This is a genomic window from Xanthobacter sp. YC-JY1 (assembly GCF_021730305.1).
In the GTDB taxonomy this organism is placed as follows: Bacteria; Pseudomonadota; Alphaproteobacteria; order Rhizobiales; family Xanthobacteraceae; genus Xanthobacter; species Xanthobacter flavus.
The window spans coordinates 5121151-5142500 of record NZ_CP032674.1; the positions used below are offsets into that span (position 1 = coordinate 5121151).

A 21350-nucleotide genomic window follows, 5' to 3' on the forward strand; every position below is an offset into this window, starting at 1 on the left:
GGTGCTTGACAGGCGCGTCCCGGCGTCGCTTGGTTCGCCCATGACATCTTTCGTCCGGAAGGACGTCGCCTCGAACACGGCCGCCGAGGCGCGGCGCGAGGCGGACGAGCCCCATTCCCCCGTGGTGCGCTTCGGCGCCGGTGCCCCGCTCAGGTTGGATGCGGGCGTCGAGCTGAACCACCTGCAGATCGGCTACCAGACCTACGGCGAGCCCAATGCCGCCGGCACCAATGCGGTGCTGGTGTGCCACGCGCTGACCGGCGACCAGCACGCCGCGAGCCTCAATCCCGTCACCGGCAAGCCCGGCTGGTGGGAGACCATGGTCGGCCCCGGCAAGCCCATCGACACCGAGCGCTTCTTCGTCATCTGCGCCAATGTGCTCGGCGGCTGCATGGGCACCACCGGCCCCGCTTCCACCGATCCGATGACCGGCCGGCCCTACGGCCTCGACATGCCCCTCGTCACCATTCGCGACATGGTGAACGCGCAGGCCATGCTGCTCGACCATCTCGGCATCGAGAAGCTCCTGTGCGTCGCCGGCGGCTCCATGGGTGGCATGCAGGTGCTGCAATGGGCGGCGAGCTATCCCGAGCGGCTGTTCGCGGCCATGCCCATCGCCACCGGCGCGCGGCACTCGGCGCAGAACATCGCCTTCCACGAGGTGGGCCGGCAGGCGGTGATGGCCGATCCCGACTGGCGCGGCGGGCGCTATCTGGCGGAAGGGGTGACGCCCCATCGCGGGCTCGCGGTGGCGCGCATGGCGGCGCACATCACCTACATGTCCGACCAGTCGCTGCACAACAAGTTCGGCCGGCGGCTGCAGAACCGCGAGATGCCCACCTTCGGCTTCGACGCCGACTTCCAGGTGGAGAGCTATCTGCGCCATCAGGGCGAATCGTTCGTGCAGCGGTTCGATCCCAACTCCTATCTCTATGTGACGCGAGCCATGGACTATTTCGACCTCGCGGCGGACTATGGCGGCGTGCTGGCCAATGCCTTCCGCGGTTCGAAGACGCGCTTCTGCGTCGCCTCGTTCACCTCGGACTGGCTGTTCCCCACCGAGGATTCCCGCGCCATCGTCCACGCGCTGAACGCCTCCGGCGCCAGTGTCTCCTTCACCGAGATCGAGAGCGACAAGGGCCACGACGCCTTCCTCTTGGAGGAGCCGCAATTGTTCGCCATCGCCCGCGGCTTCCTCGACAGCGCCGCCCGCGCCGTGGGCCTGCCGGCCGGGAGGGGCGCGTGAGCATCGCGTTGCGCCAGCCGGTGCTGGATGAAAGCGCCGTCCGTGACCAGGGCGGGCGCGTCGATCTCGTGGTGGTGGCCGAGATGGTCGCCCCCGGCTCGCGCGTGCTCGATGTGGGCTCCGGCGACGGCGCGCTCCTCGAACTCCTCGCCACCACGCGCAATTGCGACGCGCGCGGCATTGAACTGTCGCGCGAAGGCGTGAATGCCGGCGTGGCGCGCGGCCTCGCCATCATCCAGGGCGACGCGGACGTGGACCTCGCCCACTATCCCGACGACGCCTTCGACTATGTCATCCTCTCCCAGACGCTCCAGGCCACCCGCCGTCCGCGCTGGGTGATGGAACAGATGCTGCGCATCGGCCGCCGGGCGGTGGTGTCCTTCCCCAATTTCGGCCACTGGCGCTCGCGGCTCGACCTGCTCGTCAACGGCCGGATGCCGGTGACGGACAACATGCCCATCGCCTGGTACGAGACGCCCAACATCCACTTCTGCACCATCCGCGACTTCGTGGCTTTGGTGGAGCTCTTGGACGCGCGCATCGAGAAGGCGGTGGCGCTGGACTCGTCCGGCCACCGCGTGCGGGTGAACATGCCGTGGTGGGTGTGGAACCTGCTCGGCGAGCAGGCGGTGTTTCTGCTGACGCGGAAGGCCTGAGGGCTGCGTCCCCCCTCCCCCCGCACGCGGGAGGTCGCGGCTGCGCATCAATCGCTATTCTCCGTCAATAGAAGGATCGCGGGATTAAGGCTGGATCGCTCGCGGGTCATCCCGGCCCAGTCGACGAGACCATCCAGCGCGGGCGGGTCGGCGGCAATCCGATTGAGATTCCGCTGGGTCGCGTCGATCGGATAGACGCTCTCCGTTAGGAGATGCCGCGACCATTCGCAATCCAGCCCCAGTGCGCCCAGCGCCTTCACATAATTGGCCAGTCTCGACGCGAGGATATCGCTCTTGTTGAAGCGCCCTTCCTCCGCGAAATAGTTGTCACGCGCGATCGCGTCCAAAGCCGACTTGAGGGTCGGGCTCGGCTCCAGCCGCGTGGCAATCATCGAGACACGCTCGCACACCATGCCGCCGGCCTGATGCTTCAGCGCAAGCCATTCCCGCCCCGGTCACAGGACTGGCACAAGCTCCGTGAACGCAAGGACCAGGACCACCTGAAGGTTCTGCTCCGGGTTGTCGCGGGCCGAACCACTCCACCAGAGCGGACCAAAGAACTCGTCGCTGCTCGAAAACAGCTTCGTCGGCACGGAAGGCGAGCGAGACAGCGCGCCACCGAAGGGCCACAGGCGCAACGGCCCCACATCCAGGCGATGAGGCGCCAGCATCTCTTCCGTGACAATCATCTGGGATTCCCCTCACCCCGCCGGCACCCCGCCCGGCACCAGCACCGGCTCCAGCGCTGGTTCGGCGATGCGGCTGGGGCGGCGGACGGCGACGGGGCGGTAGAGCTGCTTGGTGGCTTCCACCACCAGCACGCCGGAGAAGGGCAGCGACAGGCGGGCGCCGATGCGTTCCCACGCCACCGCCGTATTGAGGAACCAGCGGCTCGGCGGCGCATAGAGCGCCTCGTCCCAGCCCACGGGGGTGAACAGGGCCTCGCGCAGCAGGCTCACCACCTGCCCGCGGGAGAAGGGGCGGCCATTGCCGAAGGGGGTGGTATCGAGCCGCGCCCATACGCCGCGCCGGTTGGGCACCACCGCCAGAAGCCGCCCGCCCGGCGCCAGCACGCGCCAGACCTCGCGCAGCATCTCGGCGGCATTGGGCGTCATCTCCAGCGCGTGGACGATCACCACCCGGTCCATGCTGGAAGTGGGGAAGGGCAGCAGCGTCTCGTCCGCGAGGGTGGCCAGCGTCGGCGCGGCGGAGGGCCAGCGCACCACGCCCTGCGCCGCCGGCATCACGGCGAGGCAGCGCTCCGCCTCCTCGCGGAACACGCCGAGATAGGGCGTGGGATAGCCGAGCCCCAGCACGCGCATGCCCGTCACATTGTCGAAGCGGGCGCGGATGGCGCGGCCGAGCAGACGGCGCGTCATGATTCCCACGGGCTGGGCGTAGAAATTGCGCAGGTCGACGACGTCGAGAAACATGCACCCTCTCTGTGGACAGCGGCCCGCCGGCCACACTTCCGCTCACCCCCTTAATAGAGGATCATGCGCGCCGGGTCCGCAACCCGAGCCGCCAAGCCCGTTCTTCCTCGACCGTCCTTTCTCCCGGAGATCGACACAGTGCCGGCCGACATCCGCCTGATCCCCTGCCTCAGCGACAATTATGCCGTCCTCATCCACGATCCCGTCACCGAAGCGACGGCGGTGGTGGACGTGCCCGAGCCGGGGCCAGTGATGACGGCGCTGGAGAAGGAAGGCTGGACCCTCACTCACATTCTCGTCACCCACCACCATGCCGACCACACCCAGGGCATCACGGCGGTGAAGGCGCGTTACGGCGCCACCGTCGTCGGCCCGAAGTCGGAGGCGGACAAGATCCCCGGCCTCGACGTGGCGGTGGTGGACGGTGATCCCGTCGCCGTGGGCTCGCTGGTGGGCCGCGTGCTGGAGACACCCGGCCATACCGCCGGCCCGGCCTCCTATTTCTTCGAGGGGGAGAAGCTGCTGTTCGCCGGGGACACGCTGTTCACGCTCGGCTGCGGGCGGACGCTGGAGTGCGATCCGCCGGTGCTGTGGCACTCTCTGCAGCGGCTGCGCGCCTTGCCGGAGGACCTCGACGTCTATTCCGGCCATGAATACACGCTCGGCAACGGCCGCTTCGCCCTCTCGGTGGATCCGGACAATGCGGACCTGGCGGCCATGTACGCCAAGGCCCAGGAGCAGCGCGCCAAGGGCGAACCCACCATGCCCTCGAAGCTCGGCGACGAGCTGAAGGCCAACCCCTTCCTGCGTTCGGACGATCCGGCCATGGCCGAGCGCCTCGGCATGCCCGGCGCGGACCCGGCCGAGGTCTTCACCGAGCTGCGCGAGCGCAAGAACAGCTTCAAGGGCTGAGGGATGGGCGAAACCGGCCTTCAGGCGCTCACCGCGGAGGCGGTGATCGCGTTGCTCGAGCTTCAGCCCCATCCCGAGGGCGGGTTTTTCCGGGAGACGTTCCGCGAAAAGGCGGCGGACGGCGGACGCGGCGCGTCCACGGCCATCTATTTCCTGCTGCGCGCGGGAGAGCGCTCCCACTGGCACAAGGTGGATGCCTCGGAGATCTGGCACTGGCACGCTGGCGCACCGCTGAAGCTGCGCATCGCGGACGCCGGGGGAAAGCGGGATGTGATGCTGGGGCCGGATCTCGCCGCCGGCGAGCGGCCGCAGGGCGTGGTGCCGCCCTTCGCGTGGCAGGCGGCGGAAAGCCTCGGCGCCTGGACGCTGGTCGGCTGCACCGTGGCGCCGGCCTTCGATTTTTCAGGGTTTGAACTCGCCCCGCCCGGTTGGGAGCCGGGCTAGGCTTTCAGCCCCTCACACCATCGCGCAGAGGGCTTCCATGCGGGCGCACACATCGCCGAGGCTCGGCGGGTTGGTGCCGCTGCCATCCGCCATGAGGAAATCGGCAAGATCGCCGGCTTCCTGCTGGCGCAGGAACTTGACCACGTCCTCGACACTGGACACCCGGGTCTCGGCGTCGCCAATCACGATCCGCAGAGAGGTCGGGGTATTCAGAGGAAGGCTCTGGCCCATGGTCGTCTCCGTTTCGTCGGTCTGGTGCCACCGGCGGCGGCACAAGAAATCAGCCGGAGAGTAAACGCGGCCTTATGGCAGCGGTTCCACCGCTCCGCGCGATCGTGAGTCAATTTCCGCTCACGCCCCGTGGGCGATGAGATCCGGCAGGCGCCGCGTGAGGGTGCGCAGCACGCTCTGCGAGCCCTTGGACATGACGTCGAACACGCCGTCATTGGCGGAATCGGTGCCGAAGCCGTCATGGAAGAAGCGGAAATGGGTGCCGCCGGAGGGCGTGGGCGTCAGCGTCCACGTCACCACCGTGTCGATGTAATGGCCGAAGCCCTTCAGCTCCTCGTGCCCGCCCTTCCAGCTGAACGACAGTTCCTTCTCGGGGATGCAGCTTTTCACCTGGCACTGGAATTCGCCGTCCCACCGCTCGATGGGCCGGCCCCAGATGGTGAATTTGTGCCCCTCCAGCGGCTGGATGTCGTTGGGAAAGAACCAGACGGCGAGCCATTCGGAATCGGTGATGGCGCGCCACACGACATCCACCGGCTGATCGAACTCGGCCTCGGAGAGAATGGAGCGGGTTTCGACAACATCCGACATGGGGGGCCTCCAAAATCAATCAATGAAATGCCGGCGCGGGCCTTTGGCTCGCCAAGCAAAAAGCGGACCTTGAGCGCGATCCGATCAGATCGAGGTCGATCTGATCGGTGAATCGCCTCCAACGTGAAGCTGGAGCACGCGTCCCTCCGTTTGCCCTCCAAACGAAGGGACGCGTGCTTTAGGCGGTTTCCGACACAGGCTCCCGACCAGCCAGAGCCTCAGCGAAGGCCAGCGCGAAGCCGGCACGGTCGGCCTCCTCCGGGAAAAGGATGTCGGCGCTCCATTCAGTGGTGAGCGTCCCGCCCGGCCATGTGCGCGGGGCGCGGTGCCAGGCAAGGGCCGGCCAGCGCGGGTTGCGCTGGGTCTCGCCGGAAGCGTCCCGCCAGGCGGGGCGGCCGAGAGCCTGATTGAGCCACGCCATCATGTCCGGGCCGAAGGCGAGGGCGAAGGCGACGCCATGGCGGATGCTGCGCGGCGGGGCGCGCACCAGCGTCTGGCCGATCACCGCATAGGCCGGCGGGCCGTCGTCCAGCGCCAGCTCGCGCATCACCAGCAGGCGGAAGCCGCCCGCGATGGGGAGCGCCGGCACGGCGGCGACGGCGGTGGGATCGTCCCCGCTCATGCCTCAGCCCCCGCCGCTGGCACCGATCCTGCTACGCCGGACCAATAAATCCCGACGCGAGCGGAGGCGGCGTGACCAAGGCGGACTACATTCCCGAACTGAGCGAAGTGCGCATGGAGCGCCGCGCGCCGGAGGCGCCGTATCAGCTGGAGAACGAGGATCATGTCTATGTGCATGGCTGCCTCCGGCAGGTGGAGGCGGCGTTCGGCCTCGATGCCTTCCCCGGCGTACCGTTCGACGCCATCTCCGGCCGCGCGCTGATCCAGCGCTTCATCGTGTGGTGGCGCACCCTGGAGCCGGAGAACCCGCAACAGGTGGAAGCCCACGCCCAGCTGCCCGGCGCCATCCGCCTGCTCGACACGGTGTCCGCCTTCTTGGAGGAGCGCGGAGGGCGAGGCTGAGCCGGCATCCTCACGCCTCCGCCTTGGCCCCCTCGACCGCCCCCGGCTCGGGCGGCGCGCGGTCGGCGGCCTTCAGGGCATCGATGGCGGCGAACAGAGCGAGCCGCCCGTCCGCCTCCGCGGCCTCGGGTGTCTCACCGACACCGAGACAGCCCGGCACATCGGCGAAACTGGCGACGAACCCGCCGCCCTCGGCCTCCGGGATCGGCGCGATCGCCGAGGGATAGGCAGCCACATCCACCGCCGTGCCCGGCGCCACGGTACGCACGCGCACCGGCGCGGTGCCCTCGTCCATGCGGTCGACCATGGCAACGAACGCCTTCACATGGGCTGCGCGGATCTTGCTTTTCATGGGCACGGCCACGCAGTTCGGCACGGCGGGATGGGTGAACACCACGTGGGTCCCCGTCACCTTCCGGAACTTGATGGCGTATTGGGAGGCGATGATCTCCAGATCCGCCGGCCGCCGCTCGTCGCCGGGGCTGGCACGCAAGGCCTCGAGCCTCTTGTTGTGCATGACGCTCAATCCATCAAAGAATGAAAGGGTGGAAAAAACCACGAACTGGAAAGGCTTCAGTGTAGGCCTGCCGGGAAAAGCGGCAAGCCGAAATGGTGGGCAGGGGCGCGGCCGGAGCGCTGATCCGGGATATGCGAGACTCCCGGAGGGAGCGACGCCACAGTCGGCGCGACCCCGCACAAAACTCAAGTTGCGCAAGGGCAGACGCGCGCGCCTCCCTCAGTGCACCCCCTTCTTCTTGCCTCGCCCGCCTGCGCAGGTGTAAGCGTCGATCTTCCCGCCCTTTTTCAGTCTGCCATTGCCCGTGTCCCTCACAGTCTGCACCTGGAACATCAATTCCGTCCGCATCCGCCTCGACATCGTGCGCGCCGCCGTGGAGCGATTGCGACCGGATGTCCTGTGCCTGCAGGAGACCAAGTGTCAGGATGACAAGTTTCCCCTGAACGCCATCCGCGACATGGGCTTTCCCCACATCGCGCTCAACGGGCAGAAGGGCTGGCACGGGGTGGCGACATTCTCGAAGCGCCCGTTCGCGCGCATCGAGAAGGGCGAGTTCTGCGGCAAGGGCGATGCCCGACACATCGCGGTGACGCTCGATGGCGCGCACGCGCTGGGCAAGCCGCTCACCATCCATAATTTCTACGTGCCGGCGGGCGGCGACGTGCCGGACCCGGAGCTGAACCCCAAGTTCGCCCACAAGCTGGCCTTCCTCGACGAGATCACCAGCTGGCCACCCCTGAAGCCCGACGCCGGCAATGGCGACCACGCCATCGTAGTGGGCGACCTCAACATCGCCCCGCTCGAAACCGACGTGTGGAGCCACAAGCAGCTCCTCACCGTGGTCAGCCACACCCCCGTCGAGGTGGAGCGGCTCGGCGCGTTGCAGGCCTCCGGCCCGTGGGTGGACGTGATGCGCCGCTTCGTGCCGCCGCAGGAAAAGCTCTTCACCTGGTGGAGCTACCGCTCGCCCGACTACACGGCGAACGACCGCGGCCGACGCCTCGACCATGTGTGGGCGTCCGAGAGCCTCGCGCCCTCCGCCACCGCCATGACCGTGCTGAAGGAAGCCCGCGGCTGGGAAAAGCCTTCGGACCACGTGCCGGTGGCCATGACCTTCGGCTGAGGGTCCTTAGGCCGACCGCCCCTCAGGGCTTTGTGGCAGCTCCGGGGGCCTGAGGTGCGGGCGCCGGGGGCGCCTCCGCCGGCCCGCCGCCGAGGCCGGGAATGCCGAGGGCGGAGCCGATCTTGCCCTTGGGCACCTTCACCACCTGGATGCCGGGCGGCAGCTGGAACTGCGCCTGATCCTGCGGCCCGCGGGTGAGGGTGGTCGCCTCGAACACTGTCTGCTTGGTGCCCTTGATCTCCACCGCTGTGCGCAGGGCGATGCCATCCGGCGTGATGCAAGCGGTGGTGGGACCGAGCGCCGACTTCATCTGCGGATCGATCTTCCAGAGGTCGCACGCCTCGCCCGCCACCTTGTCCTCGCCCACCCTGAGGCCGGTGCCGGTGAGGGCGCCCAGCACGTATTCCGGCGGCAGCTCGATCTCCACCGCCATGGTCGGAAGGTTGGGCGTGCGCACCACCATGCTGCGCGCCTTCAAATCGATGATGCCCACCATGCTGCCGGGAATATTGGGCTTCTGGATCTCCACCCGCATCCGGCCCTGGCTGTGGGCGATGTCGATGGTGCCACCGCGCTTGAGGTCGGCTTTCAGGGAAAAATCGGTGGTGGGCAGGGGCACGGGATCGGCGCTGGCGGGCGACACCGACGACAGGCCAAGGCCCAGCACTCCGGCCGCGACAGAGAGCGCCGGCACCGAAATACCTGCGACAGCACGGCGGCGGCCGCATCCGCCCGTCCGGCGCCGGTGACCCTGACCCATAGTCAACTCCTCCGCCCCCTCCCGTCATAGCAGATGGGCATGCCCATTGGGCAAGGGCATGTCCGCAGCGACACGCCTTTCCAACGCCTGACGGAACGCCCCGGGGGCATCTCCTGCAACGGCATGACGCAGCAGACGCGCCCCGGGGCCCGGACGCAACCCTTCCGCGCAGGCCTGACGTACGGAACTGGAAAAAACCCCGATCAATCAAATATCCGGAGGGTCGGTTGTCGTAATGCCTTCTTGGAGGGGCGCGAGCATCGCAGCCTGATCGAAGGGCCGCCGCGCCGGGGCGATTCGCCACAGGTGGGCGGTCGGACGGGCGGTCGCGAAATGCGCCGGGAAGAAGCAGCGAGGCCGTGTAGGATGACGCGAAAGGGAGGGCGCGCCAGAATGATGCCGGAAGGGCCAGCGCAGGAAGGTCGCGAGGCCGAGGGACGCGAGCCGGACAAGCCCGCGCGGGAGCGGCGTGCGCCGGAGAAGCGCGCGCGGCCGGCCGAAACGCCCGCCCCCGAGGTGTTCGCCCCTGAGCCAATGGCGACGCTCCCTGTTGCGCCCGCGACGCCGACGACAGTTCTTACGCCCGCCCCGCTGCCGGAGATCGCGCCCACCGCTGCGCCGCTGCCGAACCCTGTCCCCGCATTCGCCAGCATGTCCGCGGCCCCCCCTGCGGAGCCCACGCCCGTCCGCCCGTCTCCCGCTCCTGCGGCTCCGCCCGCTTCCTCGCCTGCGCCGGTCGCGGCGCTGCTTCCCGCGCCCAATGGCCGGAGCGGACGGCGAAGCCTTGCCCTCGTGGGTGCCATCGCGGCAGTGGTCATCGTCGGTGCCGCCTCCGGCGCGACCGACCCGCTGCTGGCGGTCCTGATGGCGGTGCTTCTGGTGCCGCTCTGGCTGTCGCTACGTCCGGTCCCGCCAGTACCGGTGCCCGTGGTGACGCCCTTGCCGACAGCTCCGCCTCCGACGCGGGATACGCAGGCCTGCGCGGTGGTGGCGGCGCTGCCCGAGCCGGCGCTGCTGCTCTCCGCCGCCGGCAACATCATCACCGCCAACCAGCGCGTCGCCCTGGCCCTCGGCCCGACGCGGGTGGGCGATCCCCTCTCCTTCGTCGTGCGCGTGCCGGAGGTTCTGGACGCGGTGCGCGCGGCGGCGGCGGACGGTGTGCCGCGGCGCGTGGAGTTCGCCGAACGCATCCCCCTCGACCGCTGGCTGGAGGCGCATGTGGTGCCGCTCCGGCTGCACGTCTCCCCCGAGCGTGCGCCGGACGCCGTGCTGCTGACCTTCCGCGACCTCACCCAGCAGCGCCGGGTGGAGCAGATGCGGGCGGACTTCGTGGCCAATGCCAGCCACGAGCTGCGCACCCCGCTCGCCTCCCTCTCCGGCTTCATCGAGACGCTTCAAGGCCCGGCCCGCAACGACACGCCGGCGCGCGAGCGCTTCCTCGCCATCATGGCGGCGCAGGCGCGGCGCATGTCGCGCCTCATCGACGACCTGCTCTCGCTGTCGCGCATCGAGCTGAACGCCCATGTGCAGCCGCAGACCAAGGTGGACCTTTGCGCCATCATCGCGCACGTCTGCGACACCCTCTCCCCCCTCGCCCGCGACCGGGGCGTGGAGCTGGAGCAGGTGCGCGAGTCCGGCGACATGGAAGTCCTCGGCGATCGCGACGAGCTGATCCGCCTGTTCGAGAACCTGGTGGAGAACGCACTCAAATACGGCGCGCCGGGCAAGAAGGTGGAAGTGCGCCTCGCCCGCGAGAACGGTACGGCCGTGGTGAGCGTGCGCGACTTCGGCCCCGGCATCTCGCCGGAACACCTGCCGCGCCTCACCGAGCGCTTCTACCGGGTGGACGTGGCGGCCAGCCGCGACCAGGGCGGTACGGGGCTCGGGCTCGCCATCGTCAAGCACATCGTGGCCCGTCACCGCGGCCGGCTGGGGGTGGAAAGCGAGCTGGGACAGGGCGCAATCTTCTCCGTGCGCTTGGAAGCTTTGCCGAGCTCAGAAAAAACGCTAGAAAACGCAAGAGCGTAGGCTGTCATGTCCACGTCACGGATGCGTCATAGAACCTTGGCGCGCCGGGGCTAAGAGTCCTGAGCCCAGTTGCCCCGGCTCCTGCCGGAGCGGCAACCGATTTGGCAAGGAGAGATATCGTGAAGCTCACCACCGCTCTCGGCGTGATCGCCGTAGCTGGCTCGCTGTTTGCCGGCAGCGCCCAGGCTGTCGATTTCACCGGCGCTGGCGCGTCCTTCCCGGCCCCCGTCTACCAGTCCTGGGGCGCGAAGTTCAAAGAGAAGACCGGCTCGACCCTGAACTACCAGTCGATCGGCTCCGGCGGCGGCCAGAACCAGATCATCAACCGCACCGTGGACTTCGGCGCGTCCGACGCGACGGTCCCGGGCGAGAAGCTCGCGGCCAACAACCTGCTGCAGTTCCCGACCGTGATCGGCTCGGTGGTCGCCACCGTCAACCTCGACGGCATCACCACCAACCAGCTCAAGCTCACCGGCCCGGTGCTCGCCGACATCTATCTCGGCAAGATCACCAAGTGGAACGACAAGGCCATCGCCGACCTCAACCCCGGCGTGACCCTGCCCGCCAACGCCATCGTCCCCGTCTATCGTTCGGACTCCTCGGGCACGACCTCCATCTTCACCGCCTACCTGTCGGCCGTGAGCCCGGACTGGAAGTCCAAGGTCGGCTCGGCCACCTCGGTCCAGTGGCCGACCGGCGCCGGCGCCAAGGGCAATGAGGGCGTCACCGGCACCGTAAAGAACACCAAGGGCGGCATCGGCTACGTCGAGTTCATCTACGCCGCCGCCAACAAGCTGGTCGTGACCCAGCTGCAGAACAAGGCCGGCAAGTTCGTCAGCCCCGAGGTCGCCGGCTTCCAGGCCGCCGCCGCCTCCGCCGACTGGAAGGGCGCCAAGGACTTCGCCGCTTCCATGATCGACGCCCCGGCCCCCGAGGCCTGGCCGATCGTCTCCCCCACCTACATCCTGCTGCCGAAGAACCCGAGCAACGTCGAGGCTTCGCGCGAAGTGATGAAGTTCTTCGAGTGGGCCTACACCAAGGAAGGCGCGGACATCGCCGAGGGCCTGCACTACATCCCGCTGCCCGCGGCTGTGGTCGAGCAGGTGAAGGCCGCCTTCAAGTCGGAAGTGAAGGGTCCGGACGGCAAGCCCGTCCTCTGATCTGAACAAGATCGCGCCGCTCTCGAAGGAGGGCGGCGCTTTTCCATCTGGCGACAGGTCCGGTAGCGCACACGCATCGACAAGCCGGGGCAGGGGATACAATGGACGCGACGGTGGACGGCATGCGGTCTGGCTCGGCAGAGCCCATCAGCAAGGCCAAGGGCACGGGGCGGATCGCCGATCCGATCTTCGTCACCCTCCTGTGGGCGAGCGGCATCTTCGTCCTCATCCTGCTCGGCCTCATCATCGCCGAGCTGTTTAAGGGCGGCCTGCCGGCGCTCCAGCACTTCGGGCTCGACTTCATCTGGTCGTCCGCCTGGAACCCCGTGACCGAGAATTTCGGCGCGCTGGTGATGATCTACGGCACGCTGTTCTCGGCCATCATCGCGGTGGTCGTGGCGCTGCCGCTCTCCTTCGGCATCGCCTTCTTCCTCACCGAGATCGCGCCCCAGCCGCTCAAGCGGCCCATCGGCGTCGCGGTGCAGCTGCTCGCCGCCGTGCCCTCCATCATCTACGGCATGTGGGGCTTCTTCGTCATCGTCCCGCTGATCGCCGCTTATGTGCAGCCGCCGCTGATCGACCTGTTCGGCGACCTGCCGGTCATCGGCGCCCTGTTCGCGGGCCCGCCGCTCGGCTCCGGCATGCTCACCGCCGGCCTGATCCTTGCCGTGATGATCCTGCCCTTCATCACCGCCATGTTCGTGGAGACGCTGGAGAGCGTGCCGCCCATGCTGAAGGAATCGGCCTACGGCATCGGCGCCACCACCTACGAGGTCTACAAGAACGTCTCGGTGCCCTACGGCAAGACCGCCATGGTGGGCGCCATCATGCTCGGCCTCGGCCGCGCGCTGGGCGAGACCATGGCCGTGACCTTCGTCATCGGCAACGCGACGCGCATGTCCGCCTCCCTGTTCGCACCGGGCGCGACCATCGCCTCCACCATCGCCAACGAATTCCCCGAGGCCCCGATCGGATCGCTGAAGCTCACCTCGCTGCTGCAGCTCGGCTTCATCCTGTTCGTGATCTCCTTCATCGTGCTGGCTTTGTCCCGGGCGCTCGTGCGCTCGCGGCTCGACTGACCGGGAGCTTTAAGAACCATGGCTTCCCTCGCTGCACGCCGCGCCACCGACCGGGCCGTCAAGGCGATCTCCACCGGCTTTGCCGTGTTCGCCCTGTTCCTCCTCGGCTGGATCCTCTGGACCCTGCTCTCGCGCGGCCTCCCCGCGCTGGGCTCCAACGTCTTCACCCAGGTCACCAAGCCGCCGGGACAGGGCGGTGGCCTGCTCAATGCCATCGTCGGCTCGCTGATCCAGATCGGCATCGCCATGGTCATCGGCGGCCCCATCGGCATCTTCTGCGGCACCTTCCTCGCCGAGAACGGCAGGGGCACGAAGATCGGTGCCGCCGCGCGCTTCGTGAACGACATCCTGCTCTCGGCGCCGTCCATCCTGGTCGGCCTGTTCATCTACACTTTGCTGGTGGTGCCCTTCGGCGGCTTCTCCGGCTGGGCCGGGTCTCTGGCGCTCGCCATCCTGGTCATCCCGGTCATCGTACGCACCACCGAGGACATGCTGAACCTGGTACCCGTCGGCCTGCGTGAAGCCGCCTTCGCGCTGGGCGCCCCGCAGTGGAAGGTGGTGATGTTCATCACCTGGCGCGCGGCCCGCGCCGGCATCGTCACCGGCGTGCTGCTGGCCATCGCCCGCGCCGCCGGCGAGACCGCGCCGCTGCTGTTCACCTCGCTCGGCAACAACGCCATGTCGACCGACCTGTCGAAGCCGATGGCAAGCCTGCCCATCGCCATCTACCAGTTCGCCGGCAGCCCGTTCGACGACTGGGTCTCCCTCGCCTGGGCCGGCGCGCTGCTCATCACCGTGGGCGTGCTGGTGCTCAACGTGGCGTCCCGCCTGTTCCTGGCCCGCGGCCACTGATTTCCGGCGCGGGCCACCGAGGCCCGCCGCCTTCCGCCCTTTCCGCAATTCCTCCGAAGCACGGCCATACGCCCAAGCGAGGACAAGATGACTTCAGCCGTCGATCCCACCTTCAATCTCGCGTCCGCCGTGGGGGCCAAGCCCGACGCGCCGCAGGCTCCCGCCAAGATCAAGGTGGAGAACCTGCAGTTCTACTACGGCAGCAACCATGCGCTCCGGAACATCAACTTCGAGGTTCCCGAGAAGCGCGTGACCGCCATGATCGGCCCGTCGGGCTGCGGCAAGTCCACGCTGCTGCGCGTGTTCAACCGCATGTTCGACCTCTACCCCGGCCAGCGCGCCGAGGGCTCGGTGATGTTCGACGGCGTGAACATCGTCGGCAAGGAGCTGGACCCCACCATCGTGCGCACGCGCATCGGCATGGTGTTCCAGAAGCCCACGCCCTTCCCCATGTCGATCTATGACAACATCGCCTTCGGCGTGAAGCTGCACGAGCGGCTCTCCAAGTCGCAGATGGACGAGCGGGTGGAATGGTGCCTGCGCAAGGCCGCCATCTGGGACGAGACCAAGGACCGCCTGCACACCTCGGCGCTCGGCATGTCCGGCGGCCAGCAGCAGCGCCTGTGCATCGCCCGCACCATCGCGGTGAAGCCCGAGGTGATCCTGCTCGACGAGCCCACCTCGGCCCTCGACCCCATCTCCACCTCGAAGATCGAGGACCTGATCGACGAGCTGAAGCAGGACTTCACCATCGTCATCGTCACCCACAACATGCAGCAGGCCGCGCGCTGCGCCGACATGACCGCCTTCTTCTACCTGGGCGAGCTGATCGAGGTGGCGCCCTCGGACGTGATCTTCACCAATCCGAAGGAGATCAAGACGCGCGACTACATCACCGGCCGCTTCGGCTGACGGATTGAAGGATATCTGAGATGCCGGATCATATCGTCGCTTCCTTCGATCAGGAGTTGAAGGAAATCGGCCGCAAGGTCGTCGAGATGGGCGGACAGGCCGAGCGCCTCGTCGCCGACAGCGTCACTTCCCTCATCCGCCGCGACACCGCCCTCGCCCAGAAGGTGGTGCTGCTCGATGCGACCGTGGACCAGGTGCAGCGCGAGATCGAGGACCGGGCCATCCTGGTCATCGCCAAGCGCCAGCCGGTGGCCATCGACCTGCGCGAGATCGTCGCCGCCATCCGCATCGCCAACGACCTCGAGCGCATCGGCGACCTCGCCAAGAACGTGGGCAAGCGCGTCATCGCCATCGAGGGCGAGTATCATCCGGCGAAGCTGGTGCGCGGGGTGGAGCACATCTCCGACCTCGTGCTCGAACAGCTGAAGGAAGTGCTCGACGCCTATGCCGGCCGCAACGAGGCCAAGGCGGTGGACGTGTGGGGCCGCGACGGCGCCATCGACACCATGTACACGTCCCTGTTCCGCGAACTCCTCACCTACATGATGGAGGATCCGCGCAACATCTCCGTGTGCACGCACCTCCTGTTCTGCGCCAAGAACATCGAGCGCATCGGCGACCACGCGACCAATATCGCGGAGATCGTCTACTACATGGTGACGGGCCAGAACCTGCCGGAGAGCCGCCCGAAGGCGGACGCCTCCAGCGACACCACCCTGCCCTTCCCGGGCCGCACCACCACCGTTCAGAGCTGATCAACCAGACCTGAAGACGGGGCGGAGAGCCCCGATAGTGACGGATAGACCAAAGTGCCGGCGCGTATTCTGATCGTCGAGGACGAAGAGCCGTTGACCCTCCTGCTCCGCTACAATCTGGAGTCGGAGGGTTACGGGGTCGAGAGCGTGGGTCGCGGCGACGAGGCCGAGACCCGCCTGCGCGAGAGCGTGCCGGATCTCATCATCCTCGACTGGATGCTGCCCGGGCTCTCCGGCATCGAGCTATGCCGGCGCCTGCGCACCCGGCCGGAGACCGAGCGCCTGCCCGTCATCATGCTCACCGCCCGCGGCGAGGAGACCGAGCGGGTGCGCGGCCTCGCCACCGGCGCGGACGATTATGTGGTGAAGCCGTTCTCGGTGCCCGAGCTGCTCGCCCGCGTGCGCGCCTTGCTGCGCCGGGCCAAGCCCGAGCATGTCGCCACCCTCCTGCGCGCCGGCGACATCGAACTGGACCGCGAGACCCATCGCGTCCATCGCGCCGGCCGCGAGATCCATCTCGGCCCCACCGAGTTCCGCCTGCTGGAATTCCTGATGCAGAGCCCCGGCCGGGTCTTCTCCCGCGAGCAGCTGCTCGACGGCGTGTGGGGCCAGGACGTCTATATCGACGAGCGGACCGTGGACGTGCATGTGGGCCGCCTGCGCAAGGCCATCAACCGCGGCCGCCAGTCCGACCCCATTCGCACCGTGCGCGGCGCCGGCTATTCCTTCAACGAGATGTTCGCCCGCGCGCACTGAGTGTTGCCTTCGCTCAGGCGCCGCGCGGGCTTTTTGGGCGATGCGCCTCAGCATCAAAAGGAACCGTCATGGCCGGGCTTGTCCCGGCCATCCACGTCGTGCCGCTAGCGCTGCTGCCCGAGATCCATTCCCAGCCGAACCACGTGGATGCCCGGGACAAGCCCGGGCATGACGGCGGGAAAGGAGAGCGAAGACGGCGGATCGCCGGCCCCCTCACCCCGTTCGCACCCCCAACAGCCCCAGCGCCTGCTTGGCGGCGCGCTCGCCGGAGAGCCAGGCGCCTCCCACGGTGCCCCAGAGCGTCTCATGGGTGTGCTCGCCGGCAAACACGAGCCGACCGCCCACCGTCTCGGTGAAGGCGCGGCGCATGTTGCCGAAGCCCGGCAAAGCACAGGAGAAGGCGCCCAGCGCCCAGGGCTCCTTGCTCCAGCGGGTGGCGAATACCTTGCCGACGCGGGCGGCGGTATCGGCGCCGAACTCGCGCGTCAGCGCCGCCTTCACGAAGGCCGCGGCGGCTTCAGGCGGGCTGTCGGCGAGGCCGGCGGCCACATCGCCCCCCACTTCGAGGCTGTAGAGATCAGTGCCGCCGATGCGGGCGCGCAGCGCATAGGCGCGCGGGCCGTCGGCGCGGAAATAGATCAGCTCGTCGGCACCGAGATTGCCGGGATTGCGCGGCAGGCGAAAGCCGATGTGGTCGAAGGCACCCAGCGTGATCTTCTCCACCGCCGTGCGGTAGCGCTGCGGCAGTGATGGCCCGATGCGCAGCTTGCCCGCTGCGATGAGGCTCGGCGGCACGGCGACGATCACCGTGCGCCCGGTCACCGTGCCCTTGTTGGTCTGCACCGAGACGAGGCGCGGGCTGAGATCGATGGCGCGCGCCGCCACCTCAAGGCGCACCGTCAGCGGACGCGCGAGCTGCGCCACCAGCGTGCCCACGCCCTGCCGGCAGATGTCGTCGCTCTCGCGCTCGTCGAAGCGGGAGACATCCACGGTGGAGACCTGATCCAGCTCCTTGGCGCAGTTGAACGGGCCGAGGACGAAGCGGGCGCTCGCCCCCCAGGGTCCCAGGTCCGGCAAGGCGCGGGAGGCGGCCATGTCGCGGTTGGCGTCGCCCGCGGCAACGATGGCCCGCTCGCCGCGGCGGACCGTGGCGATGAAATCCTCATAATCGGTGTCGCCCGCCTCGCGCCCGCCCACATAGAGCCGGCCGCCTTCCGGCGCGCGATAGATGTCGAGCCCCTCGGCCCGGCCGAAGGCGGCCATGGGGCGCGCCGCCGGCATGTTGAGCCGCGCCGCGCCGAGGTCGAACGGCACGCCGAACTGGGTGGTGTCCGTCACCGTGCGGCCGCCCACCTGCTTGGCGGCTTCCAGCAGCACATAGCTACGCCCGGCCTCGGCGATGCGCCGCGCGGCGGCGATGCCGGCCGCGCCCGCGCCGATGATGATGACGTCCGCATCGGTCTGCTGGCCGAGCGCGCGCGAGGTCGCAAGGCTCATGCCCACGAGCGGCGTGGCCGCCAGCGCGACACCACGGGCGAGCAGCGCGCGGCGGGATAGGCCACGGCCGGGATGGGGGGGGCGATCGGGTCCGGTCACGGGCTGGACGCTACCATGGGGCGTGCAACGGGGCGAGAGGGCGGACCGCCCTGCGGTTAAAGGCGCGACACCACGCACTTTCCGGCCTTTTCGGCCTCAACCTTCGCAAAATTGTAAGCCGGCATGTGGATAAAGGGGGCGCGCGGCCGGCGCGGCTTCGCTCGCGTTCGGGACACGGCGGGGGAGACCCATGAAGGATCCGGTTCAGAAGACCATCGGCTACAGGCTCACTCACACGGCGCGCCTGCAGAAGGCGCTGTCGGCGCGCCTGCTCGCCGCGCTCGGGCTGTTTCCGGGGCAGGAATCCGTTCTCAAGCTTTTGTGCGAGGCGGACGGCCGCACCATGGGCGATCTCGCCTCGGCACTGCGGGTGCGCCCGCCCACTGCCTCCAAGACCATCGCGCGCCTCACCACACAAGGCCTCGTGGAGCGCCGCGCCACGGACGGCGACGGCCGGCTGGTGCGGGTCTTCCTCACCGATGCAGGACGCGAGCGCGGCGCTTCCATCGACAATGTGTGGGACCAGCTGGAGGCCGAGATGGTGCTCGGCCTCGACAGCAAGGAGAAGAAGCGGCTGCGCAAGCTCCTGCGCAAGGTGGAGAAGAACCTCGCCTTGCGCCTCGGCGCCGATGGCGGCCTCGACGACGAAGCCGAACCCGGCGACGAGGACGAGGACGCCTGAGCGGCTGCGGCGCGCTCCCCTCTCGCGCGGGCCCGCCTTGCACCGAACGCATGGAGCGCTCCGCCCCCATGCGTCACCGGCCTTTTCTCCAGCTCGCTCGCGCGCTATGCGTTGGATGATCGATTTTCAATCGATTAAGGCCAGACTCGCCCAACCGCCGCGCCAACGGCAGAACCTAAGGATCGCCGGCCGGATCGGCGACGCACCGGGGGAAACATGTCCAACGCCATCGATCTCAAAGACCGCTTCGCCATCGTTACCGGCGGCGCGCAGGGCATCGGCCGCGCCGTGGTCGAGCGCTTTCTCGCCTCCGGCGCCCGTGTCGCCATCTTCGATCGCGACACCGACCTCGTGGTGAAGACCGCCGACGAGCTGGGCCGCGCCCGCGTGATGCCCGTGACCGTGGACGTCAGCCGCCTGGCCGACGTGGAGCGCGCGGTGGCCGAGGTGCATGCCGAATTCGGCCGCATCGACATTCTCGTCAACAATGCCGGTGTCGCCGGGGCGAACCACAAGACCTGGGACTATCCGGAAGAGGAATGGAAGAAGGTGATGGCCATCAATCTCGACGGCCCCTTCTTCTGCTGCCGCGCGGTGGCGCCGCACATGATCGCGCAGAAATACGGGCGCATCGTCAATGTCGCCTCCATTGCCGGCAAGGAGGGCAACCCCAACGCCTCCGCCTATTCGGCCTCGAAGGCGGGGGTGATTGCCCTCACCAAATCGCTGGGCAAGGAGCTGGCCGAGCATGACATCGCAGTGAACTGCGTGACGCCCGCCGCCGCGCGCACCGCCATCTTCGACCAGATGAGCCAGCAGCACATCGACTATATGCTCTCCAAGATTCCGCGTGGGCGATTCGTGCAGGTGGAGGAAGTGGCGGCGACCATCGCGTTTGCCGCCTCGGCCGACTGCTCCTTCACCACGGGCGCGGTGTTCGACCTGTCCGGCGGCCGCGCCACCTACTGAGGACCACCATGCGTGCGCCGGGAGACAGCAAGGTCACGCCGTCCCCGGCGCCGCTGGTCGGCATCGCGCTCATGTGCCTCGCGGTGATGAGCTTCGCGGTCACCGACACTACGGCCAAATGGCTGAGCGCCCATATCAACGTGCTGATCGTGGTGTGGGCGCGGTATGTGATCCACTTCGCTTTGTCGCTGGTGGTGTTCAATCCCTGGACCGTGCCGGGGCTGATGCGCACCAAGCGGCCGGCGCTTCAGATCATCCGCTCGGCGCTGCTGTTCGCCACCACGGCGCTCAATTTCACGGCCCTCCAGTTCCTGCAGCTGGACCAGACCGTCTCCATCATGTTCTCCATCCCCTTCTTCGTCGCCCTGTTCGCCGGGCCGCTGCTGGGGGAACGGGTGGGGCTGGAGCGCTGGCTCGCCATCATCGTGGGATTTGCCGGCATCCTGCTGGTGGTGCGGCCGGGGGCCGGCGGCATCCATCCCGCCGCGATCCTCTCGCTGGTGGCGGCGGCCACCTACGCCCTTTATTCCATCACCACCCGCATGCTGGCGCGCACGGATGCCAGCAAGACGACCCTGTTCTACACCGCGCTCGTCGGCTCGGTGGTCGCGAGCATTCCCCTGCCCTTCGTGTGGGAGACGCCCCGCGACCCGGCAGTGATCGGCGCCATGGTGGGCCTCGGCGCAGTGGCCGGCGCGGGCCATTTCGTGCTCATCCTCGCCCATGCCCGCGCGCCGGCGGCGACGCTCGCGCCTTACATCTACACGCAGATTCTGAGCATGATCGCGTTCGGCTGGCTGGTGTTCGGCCAGGTGCCGAGCCTGTGGACGCTGGCGGGCGCCGCCATCGTCATCGCGTCCGGCGCCTATCTGCTGGTGCGCGACGCGCAGATGCGCCCCCATTGAGAAGAAAGGGCGAAAGCCTTCTCGGTTTCGCCAGATTGCAGCTTATGCTGGTCGCTAGTCTTCCTCAGTCCGCAGGATCATCATGAGCGCCGCCCGTCTTCTCGTCGTCGAAGGAAACACCGCAGAGGCCCGCGCCCGGCAGGTGGCTTTCGGTGGACAGGCGGCGAGCGAGGGCTATGCCCAGCTCCTGCGCGAGCTCTTCCCCGGCGCTGTGACGGTGGACATCTGCTATCCGGCCGACGCCGGCGCGAACCTCCCCGATGCCGGCGGCATCGAGGGCTATGACGGCATCGCCATCACCGGCTCCTCGCTGAACATCTATCATGGCGGGCCGGAGATCACGCAGCAGATCGAGCTGATGCGCACGGCCTTCACCACCGACGTGCCGATCTTCGGCAGCTGCTGGGGCCTGCAGCTTCTCACCGTTGCGGCCGGCGGTGCCGTGCGGCGCAATCCGCGCGGGCGCGAGGTGGGCTTTGGCCGCCGCATCCGCATGACCGCCGAGGGTGCGGAGCACCCAATCTTCGACGGCAAGCCGGCCGTGTTCGAAGCCATGACCGTCCATCTCGACGAGGTGGAGACGCTGCCCGAAGGCGCGCGGCTGCTCGCCAGCAACGACCATTCCGTCGTGCAGGCAGCGGAGATTCCGGTGGGGCGCACGACGTGCTGGGGGGTGCAGTATCACCCCGAATATCCCTTCCGCGAGATGGCCGCCATCTT

At 68.3% G+C, this 21350-nt stretch carries 26 protein-coding genes (1 of these 26 running past the window's edge); 17 read left to right on the forward strand and 9 right to left on the reverse strand.

The features are described from left to right. Nucleotides 1-40: 40 nt before the first annotated feature. Together D7006_RS24035 and metW are read left to right on the forward strand one after the other, a co-directional pair. Nucleotides 41-1246 carry a homoserine O-acetyltransferase gene (locus tag D7006_RS24035; RefSeq protein WP_169122155.1) on the forward strand — a complete coding sequence of 402 codons (1206 nt, stop codon included), beginning with the start codon at nucleotides 41-43 and terminating at the stop codon, nucleotides 1244-1246. 2 nt (nucleotides 1247-1248) lie between these two features. Beyond that, nucleotides 1249-1902 carry a methionine biosynthesis protein MetW gene (gene metW, locus D7006_RS24040; RefSeq protein WP_237356993.1) on the forward strand — a complete coding sequence of 218 codons (654 nt, stop codon included), beginning with the start codon at nucleotides 1249-1251 and terminating at the stop codon, nucleotides 1900-1902. A 47-nt stretch (nucleotides 1903-1949) separates the two neighbouring features. On the opposite strand, the gene D7006_RS24045 is transcribed toward metW, so the two are convergent. The 3 genes from D7006_RS24045 to D7006_RS24055 form a co-directional block, all read right to left on the reverse strand. Further along, entirely contained in the window at nucleotides 1950-2294 is a 345-nt protein-coding gene (locus D7006_RS24045; protein WP_237354832.1) for a hypothetical protein, read from the reverse strand. A gap of 63 nt (nucleotides 2295-2357) precedes the next feature. Continuing rightward, nucleotides 2358-2591, reverse strand: coding sequence for a hypothetical protein (locus D7006_RS24050; protein WP_237354833.1), 234 nt, complete (start codon nucleotides 2589-2591; stop codon nucleotides 2358-2360). A 12-nt stretch (nucleotides 2592-2603) separates the two neighbouring features. Then, nucleotides 2604-3335 carry a class I SAM-dependent methyltransferase gene (locus D7006_RS24055; protein WP_169122158.1) on the reverse strand — a complete coding sequence of 244 codons (732 nt, stop codon included), beginning with the start codon at nucleotides 3333-3335 and terminating at the stop codon, nucleotides 2604-2606. Nucleotides 3336-3473: 138 nt separating this feature from the next. Between D7006_RS24055 and gloB the strand changes: the two genes are divergently transcribed. Both gloB and D7006_RS24065 read left to right on the forward strand, forming a co-directional pair. Next, nucleotides 3474-4247, forward strand: coding sequence for a hydroxyacylglutathione hydrolase (gloB, locus tag D7006_RS24060; RefSeq protein WP_237354834.1), 774 nt, complete (start codon nucleotides 3474-3476; stop codon nucleotides 4245-4247). Between the two features lie 3 nt (nucleotides 4248-4250). Further along, a complete protein-coding gene (locus D7006_RS24065; RefSeq protein WP_237354835.1) occupies nucleotides 4251-4691 on the forward strand; it encodes a cupin domain-containing protein in 441 nt (146 codons plus the stop codon). A 12-nt stretch (nucleotides 4692-4703) separates the two neighbouring features. Here D7006_RS24065 and D7006_RS24070 read toward each other — a convergent pair whose 3' ends face one another. The 3 genes from D7006_RS24070 to D7006_RS24080 all read right to left on the reverse strand — a co-directional run bounded on the left by D7006_RS24070 (nucleotide 4704) and on the right by D7006_RS24080 (nucleotide 6135). After that, nucleotides 4704-4922, reverse strand: a complete 219-nt coding sequence (locus D7006_RS24070) for a hypothetical protein (protein ID WP_237354836.1) — start codon at nucleotides 4920-4922, stop codon at nucleotides 4704-4706. Nucleotides 4923-5042: 120 nt separating this feature from the next. Next, complete coding sequence (locus D7006_RS24075; RefSeq protein ID WP_229645134.1) at nucleotides 5043-5513, reverse strand: SRPBCC domain-containing protein; 471 nt, start codon at nucleotides 5511-5513, stop codon at nucleotides 5043-5045. Between the two features lie 178 nt (nucleotides 5514-5691). Continuing rightward, nucleotides 5692-6135 carry a hypothetical protein gene (locus D7006_RS24080; protein ID WP_237354837.1) on the reverse strand — a complete coding sequence of 148 codons (444 nt, stop codon included), beginning with the start codon at nucleotides 6133-6135 and terminating at the stop codon, nucleotides 5692-5694. Nucleotides 6136-6206: 71 nt separating this feature from the next. Here D7006_RS24080 and D7006_RS24085 point away from each other — a divergent pair, with 71 nt between their 5' ends. Then, a complete protein-coding gene (locus D7006_RS24085; protein ID WP_237354838.1) occupies nucleotides 6207-6536 on the forward strand; it encodes a hypothetical protein in 330 nt (109 codons plus the stop codon). A gap of 10 nt (nucleotides 6537-6546) precedes the next feature. Here D7006_RS24085 and D7006_RS25485 read toward each other — a convergent pair whose 3' ends face one another. Further along, nucleotides 6547-7053 (reverse strand): type II toxin-antitoxin system HicB family antitoxin, encoded by a 507-nt coding sequence (locus D7006_RS25485; RefSeq protein WP_371744999.1) that lies wholly within the window; start codon nucleotides 7051-7053, stop codon nucleotides 6547-6549. A gap of 304 nt (nucleotides 7054-7357) precedes the next feature. On the opposite strand from D7006_RS25485, the gene D7006_RS24095 reads away from it, so the two are divergent. Further along, entirely contained in the window at nucleotides 7358-8176 is an 819-nt protein-coding gene (locus tag D7006_RS24095; protein WP_237354839.1) for an exodeoxyribonuclease III, read from the forward strand. A gap of 22 nt (nucleotides 8177-8198) precedes the next feature. Here D7006_RS24095 and D7006_RS24100 read toward each other — a convergent pair whose 3' ends face one another. Beyond that, nucleotides 8199-8870, reverse strand: a complete 672-nt coding sequence (locus tag D7006_RS24100; RefSeq protein WP_237354840.1) for a hypothetical protein — start codon at nucleotides 8868-8870, stop codon at nucleotides 8199-8201. Between the two features lie 858 nt (nucleotides 8871-9728). Between D7006_RS24100 and D7006_RS24105 the strand changes: the two genes are divergently transcribed. The 7 genes from D7006_RS24105 to phoB all read left to right on the forward strand — a co-directional run bounded on the left by D7006_RS24105 (nucleotide 9729) and on the right by phoB (nucleotide 16478). After that, entirely contained in the window at nucleotides 9729-10964 is a 1236-nt protein-coding gene (locus D7006_RS24105; protein WP_237354841.1) for an ATP-binding protein, read from the forward strand. A gap of 119 nt (nucleotides 10965-11083) precedes the next feature. Further along, nucleotides 11084-12124, forward strand: a complete 1041-nt coding sequence (gene pstS / locus D7006_RS24110; RefSeq protein WP_237354842.1) for a phosphate ABC transporter substrate-binding protein PstS — start codon at nucleotides 11084-11086, stop codon at nucleotides 12122-12124. 101 nt (nucleotides 12125-12225) lie between these two features. Continuing rightward, complete coding sequence (gene pstC / locus D7006_RS24115) at nucleotides 12226-13203, forward strand: phosphate ABC transporter permease subunit PstC (protein WP_169122167.1); 978 nt, start codon at nucleotides 12226-12228, stop codon at nucleotides 13201-13203. An 18-nt stretch (nucleotides 13204-13221) separates the two neighbouring features. Continuing rightward, nucleotides 13222-14055 (forward strand): phosphate ABC transporter permease PstA, encoded by an 834-nt coding sequence (gene pstA, locus D7006_RS24120; protein ID WP_169122168.1) that lies wholly within the window; start codon nucleotides 13222-13224, stop codon nucleotides 14053-14055. Nucleotides 14056-14142: 87 nt separating this feature from the next. Continuing rightward, complete coding sequence (gene pstB, locus D7006_RS24125) at nucleotides 14143-14967, forward strand: phosphate ABC transporter ATP-binding protein PstB (RefSeq protein WP_169122169.1); 825 nt, start codon at nucleotides 14143-14145, stop codon at nucleotides 14965-14967. 20 nt (nucleotides 14968-14987) lie between these two features. Further along, nucleotides 14988-15722, forward strand: coding sequence for a phosphate signaling complex protein PhoU (gene phoU, locus D7006_RS24130; RefSeq protein WP_169122170.1), 735 nt, complete (start codon nucleotides 14988-14990; stop codon nucleotides 15720-15722). 54 nt (nucleotides 15723-15776) lie between these two features. Next, nucleotides 15777-16478, forward strand: a complete 702-nt coding sequence (phoB, locus tag D7006_RS24135) for a phosphate regulon transcriptional regulator PhoB (protein WP_024281354.1) — start codon at nucleotides 15777-15779, stop codon at nucleotides 16476-16478. Nucleotides 16479-16691: 213 nt separating this feature from the next. Here the strand turns inward: phoB and D7006_RS24140 are convergent, their stop codons facing one another. After that, nucleotides 16692-18074 (reverse strand): FAD-dependent oxidoreductase, encoded by a 1383-nt coding sequence (locus D7006_RS24140; RefSeq protein ID WP_237354843.1) that lies wholly within the window; start codon nucleotides 18072-18074, stop codon nucleotides 16692-16694. Nucleotides 18075-18264: 190 nt separating this feature from the next. Here D7006_RS24140 and D7006_RS24145 point away from each other — a divergent pair, with 190 nt between their 5' ends. From D7006_RS24145 to D7006_RS24160, 4 genes are all read left to right on the forward strand, one after another. Continuing rightward, nucleotides 18265-18756 (forward strand): MarR family winged helix-turn-helix transcriptional regulator, encoded by a 492-nt coding sequence (locus tag D7006_RS24145; RefSeq protein WP_169122171.1) that lies wholly within the window; start codon nucleotides 18265-18267, stop codon nucleotides 18754-18756. A gap of 216 nt (nucleotides 18757-18972) precedes the next feature. After that, nucleotides 18973-19725: an SDR family NAD(P)-dependent oxidoreductase gene (locus D7006_RS24150; RefSeq protein WP_237354844.1), complete on the forward strand. Its 753-nt coding sequence runs from the start codon at nucleotides 18973-18975 to the stop codon at nucleotides 19723-19725. A gap of 8 nt (nucleotides 19726-19733) precedes the next feature. Further along, the gene (locus tag D7006_RS24155; protein ID WP_237354845.1) at nucleotides 19734-20630 is read left to right on the forward strand and encodes a DMT family transporter; all 897 of its coding nucleotides are present in this window, start codon (nucleotides 19734-19736) and stop codon (nucleotides 20628-20630) included. A gap of 82 nt (nucleotides 20631-20712) precedes the next feature. Next, nucleotides 20713-21350, forward strand: the 5' portion of a protein-coding gene (locus tag D7006_RS24160) for a type 1 glutamine amidotransferase (protein ID WP_237354846.1). Its footprint extends 232 nt past the window's final position; 638 of the gene's 870 nt are visible here — the first part of the coding sequence; it begins with the start codon at nucleotides 20713-20715; the stop codon falls past the right edge of the window.

Bases quoted from the DNA above. Each gene is read 5' to 3' on its own strand.
- D7006_RS24035 (WP_169122155.1), top strand. From the start codon at position 41: ATGACATCTTTCGTCCGGAAGGACGTCGCCTCGAACACGGCCGCCGAG.
- D7006_RS24045 (WP_237354832.1), bottom strand. From the start codon at position 2,294: ATGATTGCCACGCGGCTGGAGCCGAGCCCGACCCTCAAGTCGGCTTTG.
- D7006_RS24050 (WP_237354833.1), bottom strand. From the start codon at position 2,591: ATGATTGTCACGGAAGAGATGCTGGCGCCTCATCGCCTGGATGTGGGG.
- D7006_RS24055 (WP_169122158.1), bottom strand. From the start codon at position 3,335: ATGTTTCTCGACGTCGTCGACCTGCGCAATTTCTACGCCCAGCCCGTG.
- D7006_RS24065 (WP_237354835.1), top strand. From the start codon at position 4,251: ATGGGCGAAACCGGCCTTCAGGCGCTCACCGCGGAGGCGGTGATCGCG.
- D7006_RS24070 (WP_237354836.1), bottom strand. From the start codon at position 4,922: ATGGGCCAGAGCCTTCCTCTGAATACCCCGACCTCTCTGCGGATCGTG.
- D7006_RS24075 (WP_229645134.1), bottom strand. From the start codon at position 5,513: ATGTCGGATGTTGTCGAAACCCGCTCCATTCTCTCCGAGGCCGAGTTC.
- D7006_RS24080 (WP_237354837.1), bottom strand. From the start codon at position 6,135: ATGAGCGGGGACGATCCCACCGCCGTCGCCGCCGTGCCGGCGCTCCCC.
- D7006_RS25485 (WP_371744999.1), bottom strand. From the start codon at position 7,053: ATGCACAACAAGAGGCTCGAGGCCTTGCGTGCCAGCCCCGGCGACGAG.
- pstC (WP_169122167.1), top strand. From the start codon at position 12,226: ATGGACGCGACGGTGGACGGCATGCGGTCTGGCTCGGCAGAGCCCATC.
- pstA (WP_169122168.1), top strand. From the start codon at position 13,222: ATGGCTTCCCTCGCTGCACGCCGCGCCACCGACCGGGCCGTCAAGGCG.
- pstB (WP_169122169.1), top strand. From the start codon at position 14,143: ATGACTTCAGCCGTCGATCCCACCTTCAATCTCGCGTCCGCCGTGGGG.
- phoU (WP_169122170.1), top strand. From the start codon at position 14,988: ATGCCGGATCATATCGTCGCTTCCTTCGATCAGGAGTTGAAGGAAATC.
- D7006_RS24145 (WP_169122171.1), top strand. From the start codon at position 18,265: ATGAAGGATCCGGTTCAGAAGACCATCGGCTACAGGCTCACTCACACG.
- D7006_RS24150 (WP_237354844.1), top strand. From the start codon at position 18,973: ATGTCCAACGCCATCGATCTCAAAGACCGCTTCGCCATCGTTACCGGC.
- D7006_RS24155 (WP_237354845.1), top strand. From the start codon at position 19,734: ATGCGTGCGCCGGGAGACAGCAAGGTCACGCCGTCCCCGGCGCCGCTG.